Source organism: Microcoleus sp. Pol14D4, assembly GCF_036701245.1.
Lineage (GTDB): Bacteria > Cyanobacteriota > Cyanobacteriia > Cyanobacteriales > Microcoleaceae > Microcoleus.
In genome coordinates this window covers 1-9,282 of sequence record NZ_JAUBQM010000131.1, presented here as the reverse complement: position 1 = coordinate 9,282, position 9,282 = coordinate 1, and the positions used below count along the sequence as shown (strand labels likewise).

Annotated in this window: 11 protein-coding genes and 1 pseudogene; 9 read left to right on the top strand and 3 right to left on the bottom strand. The window is 43.2% G+C overall.

All coding sequences use genetic code 11. The features are described 5' to 3' along the window. Window positions 1–92: 92 nt before the first annotated feature. Both QUA33_RS26760 and QUA33_RS26755 read left to right on the top strand, forming a co-directional pair. Window positions 93–611, top strand: a pseudogene (locus tag QUA33_RS26760) (SbmA/BacA-like family transporter); the annotation flags it as partial. A 21-nt stretch (window positions 612–632) separates the two neighbouring features. Beyond that, window positions 633–1,343, top strand: a complete 711-nt coding sequence (locus QUA33_RS26755) for an ATP-binding cassette domain-containing protein (RefSeq protein WP_333152626.1) — start codon at window positions 633–635, stop codon at window positions 1,341–1,343. Between the two features lie 293 nt (window positions 1,344–1,636). Here QUA33_RS26755 and QUA33_RS26750 read toward each other — a convergent pair whose 3' ends face one another. Both QUA33_RS26750 and QUA33_RS26745 read right to left on the bottom strand, forming a co-directional pair. Continuing rightward, window positions 1,637–2,020, bottom strand: coding sequence for a VOC family protein (locus QUA33_RS26750; RefSeq protein ID WP_333152625.1), 384 nt, complete (start codon window positions 2,018–2,020; stop codon window positions 1,637–1,639). 60 nt (window positions 2,021–2,080) lie between these two features. Continuing rightward, window positions 2,081–2,701 carry a histidine phosphatase family protein gene (locus tag QUA33_RS26745; RefSeq protein ID WP_333152621.1) on the bottom strand — a complete coding sequence of 207 codons (621 nt, stop codon included), beginning with the start codon at window positions 2,699–2,701 and terminating at the stop codon, window positions 2,081–2,083. 55 nt (window positions 2,702–2,756) lie between these two features. Here QUA33_RS26745 and QUA33_RS26740 point away from each other — a divergent pair, with 55 nt between their 5' ends. Beyond that, window positions 2,757–3,224 (top strand): hypothetical protein, encoded by a 468-nt coding sequence (locus QUA33_RS26740; protein WP_333152619.1) that lies wholly within the window; start codon window positions 2,757–2,759, stop codon window positions 3,222–3,224. A 148-nt stretch (window positions 3,225–3,372) separates the two neighbouring features. Here QUA33_RS26740 and QUA33_RS26735 read toward each other — a convergent pair whose 3' ends face one another. Then, on the bottom strand, window positions 3,373–3,699 hold the full coding sequence (locus QUA33_RS26735) for a hypothetical protein (RefSeq protein WP_333152617.1): 327 nt from the start codon (window positions 3,697–3,699) through the stop codon (window positions 3,373–3,375). Window positions 3,700–4,171: 472 nt separating this feature from the next. Here QUA33_RS26735 and QUA33_RS26730 point away from each other — a divergent pair, with 472 nt between their 5' ends. From QUA33_RS26730 to QUA33_RS26705, 6 genes are all read left to right on the top strand, one after another. After that, window positions 4,172–4,453: a hypothetical protein gene (locus QUA33_RS26730; protein ID WP_172186971.1), complete on the top strand. Its 282-nt coding sequence runs from the start codon at window positions 4,172–4,174 to the stop codon at window positions 4,451–4,453. 309 nt (window positions 4,454–4,762) lie between these two features. Further along, window positions 4,763–5,590, top strand: a complete 828-nt coding sequence (locus QUA33_RS26725) for a PHP domain-containing protein (protein WP_333152615.1) — start codon at window positions 4,763–4,765, stop codon at window positions 5,588–5,590. Window positions 5,591–5,788: 198 nt separating this feature from the next. Continuing rightward, the gene (locus tag QUA33_RS26720; protein WP_333152613.1) at window positions 5,789–5,998 is read left to right on the top strand and encodes a CsbD family protein; all 210 of its coding nucleotides are present in this window, start codon (window positions 5,789–5,791) and stop codon (window positions 5,996–5,998) included. A 294-nt stretch (window positions 5,999–6,292) separates the two neighbouring features. Then, window positions 6,293–7,267: a hypothetical protein gene (locus QUA33_RS26715; protein ID WP_333152611.1), complete on the top strand. Its 975-nt coding sequence runs from the start codon at window positions 6,293–6,295 to the stop codon at window positions 7,265–7,267. Further along, a complete protein-coding gene (locus QUA33_RS26710; protein ID WP_333152609.1) occupies window positions 7,267–8,130 on the top strand; it encodes a DUF1822 family protein in 864 nt (287 codons plus the stop codon). The genes QUA33_RS26715 and QUA33_RS26710 overlap by 1 nt, the downstream gene beginning before the upstream one ends. 173 nt (window positions 8,131–8,303) lie before the next feature. Then, complete coding sequence (locus QUA33_RS26705) at window positions 8,304–9,251, top strand: hypothetical protein (RefSeq protein WP_333152607.1); 948 nt, start codon at window positions 8,304–8,306, stop codon at window positions 9,249–9,251. Window positions 9,252–9,282: the final 31 nt, after the last annotated feature.

Here is a 9,282-nt window from a genome sequence, read left to right as displayed (position 1 = left end):
TATGGCTCAAGCTCAACGACTTGCTGGCTTTGGTCTTAACACACTCAAGGAATTATTTAGAATGAAATAGCCCTGGGGGATTATTATTCAACCAAGTTGTCACAATAATTTCTTTTCTCGGCGTTCTCTTTACAATTGACAAGGCACTGACTTTAGTTGTATTGATACTGGCTGCTTTTAAAACTGTTTTCACAATCTTTATAGGTAAGAGATTAAGTAGATTAAAGTTTAATCAGTTACAACGAGAAGCAAATTTTCGCTATAGTTTAGTTCATCTTCGAGACCACAGTGAATCCATTGCATTTTACCGAGGTGAAGAGCGTGAATTTAGTGCAGTATCACAGCGATTTAATGAAGTATTGAATAATTTTAATAACCTGATTGTCTTGCAGCGTAACCTTGGTTTATTTACCCAAGGAACCGGGATGATATTTACAAATTTACCTATAGTTTTTTTAGCTCCTCGATACTTTGCGGGTCAGATAGATTTTGGGCAGGTAACGCAAGCTTCTGGAGCGTTTGTGTCTATTTTAAGTGCCCTGGGCTTTATTGCCGAGAATTTTGATATGCTAACTAACTTTACCACTCAGATTAATCGTTTAGGAACATTTGATCGGGTTCTGTCCGAGCAAATGGCAGCACCTCAAGCCGGCATGGCAACGATTGATGTTGTGGAACAGCACTATCTAGCCCTCCAACGGGTTACCTTAGAGACGCCTAACTATGAGCGAATCTTAGTTAGAGATTTATCTTTCAAGGTGGGGCAGGGTGAAAGCGTCTTGATTGTTGGACCTTCTGGCGCTGGCAAGAGTTCGTTAATGCGAGCGATCGCAGGATTGTGGAATGCGGGTACGGGTTGCATTGTTCGTCCTAAACCGGAGGAAACGCTGTTTTTGCCCCAACGGCCTTATATGCTGCTAGGGGACTTACGCAGCCAATTGCTATATCCCAAAACCAGCGGTCAAGTTACGGATGAACAACTGCACGAAGTACTCGAACAAGTCAATCTTTCCCATTTGCCAGAACGGGTAGGTGGATTTGATGTGGAATTGGAATGGGCTGATGTTTTGTCACTAGGAGAACAACAACGGTTAGCATTTGCACGCCTACTGCTGACTAAACCTCGCTACGCTATTTTGGATGAATCAACGAGTGCATTGGATGTGGCTAACGAGAGACGGCTCTATCAGTTGCTCAAAGAAACAGGAACTGCCTTTATCAGTGTCGGTCACCGTCCGACTTTGGTACAGTATCACGAGCAGGTCTTAAGGCTAGTTGGTAATACCAATTGGCATCTGATATCGGCTAAAGATTACAGCCCCGATCTCGCCGAGTTTGTTTGAAAAATGCAATTGCCGAACTGCAAGTAATGGTCTTTACCGTATCCGCCTCAAAATTCCAGGCGTGCGATCGGGTAGAACAGGAGTAATTGGGACGATCGTAAACGGCAAACTCGTCAAAAAACACTGTATCTTATAGCGCAATACGCTTGGGATAAGACACTCATGGAGACAAAACACTGTGAAAAATAAATAGATACTGCGAAGGCGCGTGCCTGGCCGAAGGGCTTATGCTTCGCCCAAAGCTCTCTTCGGATAAAAAAATTAACTGAACCGTATTGACGAATAATTAGCTCTCATCCTACATTTTCATTACATTGATGTAAAATTATGCGGTTGCCAGCAGGATCGAAGGCATAGATTTCTAGACCGTGAGAAGATTTGATAATTTCCCCGTTGGGCGGATAACCTAAAGCCCAAATTCTGGCGATCGCAGTTTCGAGGTTGCTGACTTCCAAACACAGACTCATGCCTGTTTTTGCTCGATTTGCAAATTCCGATTTGTGGGAATCTTTGGGTTTGAATATGCCGAGTCTTAAGCCTGGGAGTTGAAATTCAGCATAAGTATTGGGAATGTAAGGGTTTGGTTCTATGTCTAGAAAATTTTTGTAAAATTTAACGAGAACTTCCTTATCAAGGTCTGCTAAAGTCACTAGGGCGGCGCTGTATTGGCAACTCATATAAATTGGTAAGGGGGAATTGGTAATAGGAAATTGATAATATTATAACTTTCTATCTATTTAAAATCCTCCAATTCGTCTGACTATTTGGATTTTACCTTGTCGATCGCTTTTGAGAATCACAGCTTCGCCGCTTTGCGGTACAATATCAGTGATAGCGGTAATATTGACTTGATGAGTTACCATAATAATCGCGCCTTTAGTGTTGCGGTTGTCAACAATTAATTTGCGGATTGTCGCTGTTTGTCGGGCTTCTTTGCTGCTATCGCTAAAGAACGAGTTCAACGCTGGGAACGGTTCGACTTTGCCTAAATTTATCAGTTTTGCTGTTTCCAAACACCGACACCACTGACTCGATAAAACTCTGGCCACTTTGATGTTGCGGTTGCGAAATTCGGCTCCAATTTGCTTGGCTTGGGTTCTTCCCTGTGCTGATAAATTGCGCTGGGTGGAACAGTCACCCAACTTAAAGTTAGCAGGATCTCCCGTACCTGGGGCGATCGCGTGTCGCATTGCTACCACCAATCCCGTCTCCCCCCGCTGCAACAATTGCCACCCTGCTTGAGTTTGCGCGTTGGTTGCTGCGTCAGAACTTGCAGTTGCAGTAATTAAGCCGATCGACAATACTAAAGCTAGCGACCGGAAAAACCATTTCCAGTTAAGGTAAATCCGCGCAGCCATTGTTCCAGAACTTAGAAATTAACTTATCATATTATAATACAACAAATATTGCTTTATGGAACTCACCAATTTTATTGCTCTGTCTGTCATTATTGCTCTCGTCCTGGGGATTGGGTTTGGAACAATGACTTGGGCCTACTTCGGCAAGGGCAGCATTTCTGTACTCTTTAAAGAACCCATTTTAACTTACCCAGAATTTCCAGATACCGACAGCGGCCGTAAAGCTTCTGTTTATTTTCAACAAGGAATTGAGGCTTATCAGTCAGGAAAGTACCGCAAAGCAAAAGATAAATTTACCAGCGCTTTAGAACAAGTTTCAACTTTAGCAGAAGCTTACCATAATCGTGCATTGGCTTTTGCAAATTTGCGATCGGATGAGGAGGCCGTTGCAGATTTAATCCTTGCCAGCGAATTATACCAACAGCAGGAAGCTGGATTTGCGATCGACACGATTAAACAAAATCTTGCCGCCTTGAAGCAGCGCAAATTAGAACGAGAAAAACAAAAAGCAGTAGCGACCTAAATTATTATGTTAGGCGAGTGGAACTCAACCAAACCCTAGATTTGTGGTCCCAAAAACCCGGTTTTTTGAGTGTGGTTGGGAGAAACCGGGTTTGTTTACAGAATTTTTATTAAAGTTGAAAATCAAGATTTAACCTTCTCCGGGTCAACTAAATTGTTCTGGAATCTTCTATTTGGTCGATTTTAGCAATCATCATTTCTCGGTTAGGTGCCACAACTCGATAATTAGTAATGGGATCGTAAGCTTCCCACTCTTGAGTCACTTCGCTGTCTTGCCACAAAAACCATTCCCGGTAAATTTCGCCGTCATCAATGTCGCCGCACAAGGGAAGCCAATCATCTCCTCCCAAGCTCTCAAAATCTCCTCCTACTAAGTCAATCCAAGCTGCAAGGATACAAGAGTCAATCGCATTATTATTAACAGTGACTGCGTTAGAGTAAAGAGAAGTTTCGGGAAAACAAAGTGTGGATTTCATAAGTTGTACCTGAATGTTATGTTATTAATTTATAAAAAAATCCTCTAGGTCAGTGACAGCAGAATGCCACTATCCTAACCTCCACAGTTCCCACCTCGAAAAACCTTGATACCCAAAGCGCTCAAATACCTCTGCTGTATGAATTGAGACCGCTTTGAGTCCAGTCGCTAGACAGGCGAAATTGAGCCACTTTGCCAAGTGGCATACCAGAAAGTCCGATCGACCAAATATTGCTGGCGAAGGATCTGGCGCATTGAGAAGCGAAGACAGCCGGACTGCCAATTGTATACTTGGTAAGTTGGTGAGTTTCAGTACAGTTTTTGTGATAAAATTAGCGCTAAGCGGACTTTCGTACCGACAGCCTGGTTTAGTCAAAAGCTTTGCAACGAGCTTTCCAATCGTAGTGCGATCGCCCGTTGTGATTTATTGTTAATTTTGCCAAGTCCCGATCGACTGTTAGGGAAAAAAAATTATGCAAGCAACCAACCAAGAAAGAATTATCGATCTGACAATCCACTATACCAACGGCAAACAGCAACACTTTCAGTTCAGTGCGCCAGAGGGAACAGTAGGAGAGCAAGCAACTTTAGGCACTCGCCTGCACAAAATGTTGACGGCAGACCCGATAATTCTCGAATTGGCAGATAAACTGGTAGTTATCCCAGTTCACAACATACAAAGTATTGAAATATCGCCGGTTCCTCCCAAATTGCCAGAGGGTGTCATTTCCCCAATGCGAGAAATCAAGAAATAGCTAAGGTGTTCTGCATCTAAATTCAACAGACAAGGCGGGCTGAATACCCATGTCATCCAGAGTTTGAATCAAGATAAATGGACTAATTAAAGGCGTAACAAGTTATTACAAATAACGATAAAAATAAAAAGAATGTTGCGCGCAGTCAAACCTGTTCAGAAAAAAAGTGCAACAGTAGACCAACTCCCAACCCTTATAGCAGCACTAATTTCCAATCTAAAATCTAAAATCTAAAATAGTAGGAGGATATATCTCACATGAGTGAGGGGAATAATTGCAGGTTTTACAGACTTTGACTTACCATAAAAAATGCTAGAACTCCACTGTCACACTACTTATTCCGACGGCACTCTCACCCCTGCCGAACTCGTAGCCGCGGCCGCGTCTTCGGGGGTTCGCGCTTTGGCTGTCACCGATCACGATACGATGTCGGGTTGGGATGAAGCCTTCGCGGCTGCTGCTTTGCACGGTATCGAAATAGTCCCCGGACTCGAACTCAGTACAGTTCACAACGGCCGATCGCTGCACATTTTAGGTTTTTATCCCGATGCAAATAAGTTGCGCGTTCCTTTGAACGATCGCCTGGAAGGAAGGTTTCGGCGATCGCAGGAAATGGTCGAAAAATTAGCAGCAATGGGATACGCGATCGAACTGCCAAAAACATCCCCAGGAATGGCACCGGGACGGCCTCACATTGCCAGCGCGCTGGTAAAAGCCGGTCACGCGAAATCATCGCGGGAAGCATTCGATCGCTGGCTGGGAGATGACGGCCCGGCTTATGTGCATTACGAGAAATTCTCGATCGTCGAAGGCATTGATTTACTGAAAAGTTGCGGCGCAGTACCAGTTTGGGCTCACCCTTATTTATTTCGCGGCGGCGCTGTTGAGGAAGTCTTAAAAGAATTAGTAGATGCTGGTTTAATGGGAGTTGAAATATACCATCCCAGCCACAGTTCCAGCCAAATCCAAAAGTTGAAAGATTTGTGTCTTCATTACGGTTTGCTGGCAACAGGTGGCAGCGATTATCACGGCCCAGATCCTGAAAGGAAAGCAGCAGATAGCACCCAATTGAATATGCTGCATTTGCCGTTAGAATTGCTCGAACCGATTAAAGTTGCTGCGGCGAGTTTGAAATAGTTTTTTAGGACCAATTTTGCCGATGTATACAGTTGTCAAAAAAAAATCCTTGACTTTTTGAGTGACGAGTTTGCCGGAAGTAAATCATCAGCAGAAGACCGAGGTCAAGCAGAATATAAATTAATATGAAGTTAAAGGCAATTGCAGGCGAGTTGATTTTACAATGTTACTAAAGCAACTTGCCAAACGGAGCTTATTATGAGTGCAGAAGACAGAGCTAAGGCGATCGGCAAAAATTTAGAAGGCAAAGCTCAGGAAATTTTCGGTAATATCACGGGCAACAGAAAAGACCAGGTTGAAGGCAAAGCCAAACAAGCTGAAGCTGCCGCCCGCCACGCAGCAGAAGATGCTAAAAATGCTGTGAAAAATCTGGCAGATCAAGCCAAAAGGTCGATCGACAAATTGTAGAAACCTGGCTATACCAAATCCTGGCTAATAGAATTCGCTTCATATCAAATCCTTTGGTATCAATAGGGTTTGATATGATTTGTTTTTGGAATGTGCATAAACTGGGTGACTTCTGCGACATCTCTTCAAAAGCGCAACGGAGAAGTCCCTACGATTGTTAATTTTACACCGGATTAATTTCGTAGTAAGGACTTCAGTCCTTATCGCATTGCCTTGACGAAAAATTTTTGCTCAATTCTGCATAAAGCCGCCAAAACCTGCGATATCAGAGTATCAACACGCAAAAACTGGACTATGACGAGACATGATACCCCCGTCGAACCCTTAGCAGGTTTAGTTCCTGTAGGGGCAAGTTTCAACTTGTTGCTTCCACCCACGGGTTGGGAACTCAAACCGATTTCCTTGACTTTGTTACTGTTGGCAGGTTACAGCGCTATTTTCCCTGGGATAATCGAATTATCTCGATGTCATCCGAACGTGCCAGTGAACACCGACGAACAGTTACGCGAACTTCTACAACTTTTGAAAGACTCGCCAGAGGCGAGTAAGGAACAAGAAAGACTCAAAAATAAATTGTGCCAACTCATTCCTCATTTGCCTGGAATTCGCAAGAATCGCGATGCCAATCCTAATATTGATTTTGACGGCGCAGTGAATGAGGCCTATGGGGGTTTTTTCAAAACGCTGCCGAGATTTTTTCGGGAAATTGACCTCGATAATATCGCTGATGATGCGTTGCAAACCAGAGTGGTTAAGCGGTTCAATACAATTGTTAAACGCAAAGTATATGACCAATACAGCAAGTTAGAGCGGCAGCCTTTTACTTTTAGTTTGGATGCTCCAACTAAGAGCAAAACAGGTGAAGAATTTGATTCTGAAGGAGCGGCTGATGATACTACGGTCATAGGAATTGAGCAACTGATTGAGCAAGAACAAGTTAAAAATAAGGATCGCATCGGCCGCAAACTATGGCAGTGTATTGAAGACGATCCGACGGGAGAACTGCGAAACAGTTATCCCAACGAAAAAATAGATAAGACTCAGCCAAACACTCCCGAAAATCGTCGCCCTCGACCGGATGCCAATTGTCACATATTGGCAGTGCGATTGCTGCTGAAAGACCCTCCTGATAAATTATCGGTAATTGCCAGAGAGTTAAATATTGACTATCAAACTCTCAACTCTCACTGGAAAAGAACAGGTTTTGAACTCGTCAAAGAGATTGGCAATAGAATTGCTAAAGAATGTGGATATCAACCGGAGGAATAATGGTGAATAGCATGGATACTTATTTGTTACAAATTCCTCTGGAGCAAACTGCCCGCAATTTAGCTCTGCAATTTGCTTCAGAGCAAGCTAATCCGCAAAAAGGCAAGCGGGTTTATTTCAATACCCTGGCGGTTTGGGCAGTTAACTATTTTTTGGAATGGATGGAAATGGAAACCGATATTGATGGCGGTGATAGTTGGAATCCAGCAATACGGGCGGTTTTGGATGTCGGGGATTTGGTTTTGCCGGGGATTGGCAAGATAGAATGCTGTCCGGTTCAGCTTGGAGAATCGGCGATTTCTCTGCCGGAAGTGCGAGGAAACCGCATTGCATATATCGTCGTTCAGTTTGCCGAACCTTTCGATAAGGTGAAACTTTTGGGCTTTATTCCGGCTGTGGAAATTCATGATGAAATTCAAGAGATTTCTCTAACTAATCTCAAACCCCTTGAGGAATTGTGGGATTATTTGGATCGAATTGAGTTGGCGATTCCACTGTTGCAAGGTGAAATTGAAGAGTTGCTATCTGATTTGGGAGAAGATGACCCCGTACAAGCACAAGTTCGGGAGAATTTGCAAAACAAATCTATTTCGGAAATTGTGGCAATTTTGAATAAAGTTTTGCACAGTAGTGAGAAATCTGACTGGGGATATGAAGGGGGGAAGGCTTTAGCGGGAAGTGGTTCTAGCAGTGGAGGTTTGGGAAATAGAGATATATCTTTCTCTCGTGATAAATCTTCACCTGTAGAGAAAGCTTCAGATATTGAGGAGGATGTGAAAGCGGAACTGAATCTGATTGCTGAAGATTTGTTGGAGAAGTTAGCTGAGATTTGGGGAGATGGTGATGATTTTGCCTTGTCATAAATCGGCAATATCCCATAAATATGGATAAATTTTCATGACTTGTAGATACTGTCTTGACCTGTCAAGGGGTATCTACAACATTCCCAATACAAATATCTAGAATTTTTCAGGAATCTGCATAATTCTACCCCAAATTCCCGATCGATATATATACAGAATAAAGGGAAACTCCAATGGACGAACAACGCATCGCCGCCTATATCCAACTGATTCAATCCCTGCTTGAGTGCCCTAGCGGTACAGTAAATGATATTATCAACGCCAATCGAGGCTTAGTTGATGCCAATTTTGTGCAAGTCATGGCAGGGGAAGCGGAGAAGATGGCAGCAGAGGGCAACTTCAAGGCAGCTTGGTTGCAGAATCTAGCGACACAATTGGCAAACTTTATTGCCAGTGCAAATCCTCATACAGATTATTTAAAATTCTTGAGGGAGGTGTTGCTGGCAATGATAAAAAGTGGTGGGACTCCTCAAGTTGTCTATCCTATTTTACAACAAAACTTCGATAAATTGGATTTGCAATTTGCTCAAATATTACAAGCTTGGACTACATCTAAATTCACAGAAGTTGCCTCAGAACAAGCTGCCTCCATCGCAGCAGTTATTGGCAAGTTGGGCTACTTAATTAATCAGTTTCCCATGGGGCAGCGAGCCTGGAATTTAGAAATAGGTATTGCTTGTTATAGCGCAGCATCAGAAGTCTATACCCGCGAGGATTATCCCGAACGATGGGCAACGGTTCAAAATAATTTGGCCCTTACCTATAGTGAGAGAATAAAAGGAGTCAGGGCAGAAAATATTGAAGGGGCGATCGCCTGTTATCGGGAAGCATCAGAAGTCTATACCCGCGAGGATTATCCCAAACAATGGGCAGGGATTCAAAACAATTTGGGGATGGCTTATAGTGACAGAATAGAAGGAGTAAGGGCAGAGAATATTGAAGAGGCGATCACCTGTTATCTGCTAGCTTTAGATGTCTATACCCGTCAGGCTTATCCCGAAAATTGGGCAATGACTCAAAACAATTTGGGGAATGCCTATAGTGACAGAATAGAAGGAGTCAGGGCAAAGAATATAGGTAATTGCTCAACCCCCTTGACAAGAGAACGAGATAGACATTAGATAGAGGAATGAAAAAACTCCCTGACCTAAA

Coding starts and splice junctions, on each gene's coding strand:
- QUA33_RS26710 (WP_333152609.1), top strand. CDS start 7,267: ATGGTGAATAGCATGGATACTTATTTGTTACAAATTCCTCTGGAGCAA.
- QUA33_RS26735 (WP_333152617.1), bottom strand. CDS start 3,699: ATGAAATCCACACTTTGTTTTCCCGAAACTTCTCTTTACTCTAACGCA.
- QUA33_RS26715 (WP_333152611.1), top strand. CDS start 6,293: ATGACGAGACATGATACCCCCGTCGAACCCTTAGCAGGTTTAGTTCCT.
- QUA33_RS26705 (WP_333152607.1), top strand. CDS start 8,304: ATGGACGAACAACGCATCGCCGCCTATATCCAACTGATTCAATCCCTG.
- QUA33_RS26730 (WP_172186971.1), top strand. CDS start 4,172: ATGCAAGCAACCAACCAAGAAAGAATTATCGATCTGACAATCCACTAT.
- QUA33_RS26720 (WP_333152613.1), top strand. CDS start 5,789: ATGAGTGCAGAAGACAGAGCTAAGGCGATCGGCAAAAATTTAGAAGGC.
- QUA33_RS26740 (WP_333152619.1), top strand. CDS start 2,757: ATGGAACTCACCAATTTTATTGCTCTGTCTGTCATTATTGCTCTCGTC.
- QUA33_RS26745 (WP_333152621.1), bottom strand. CDS start 2,701: ATGGCTGCGCGGATTTACCTTAACTGGAAATGGTTTTTCCGGTCGCTA.
- QUA33_RS26750 (WP_333152625.1), bottom strand. CDS start 2,020: ATGAGTTGCCAATACAGCGCCGCCCTAGTGACTTTAGCAGACCTTGAT.
- QUA33_RS26725 (WP_333152615.1), top strand. CDS start 4,763: ATGCTAGAACTCCACTGTCACACTACTTATTCCGACGGCACTCTCACC.
- QUA33_RS26755 (WP_333152626.1), top strand. CDS start 633: ATGGCAGCACCTCAAGCCGGCATGGCAACGATTGATGTTGTGGAACAG.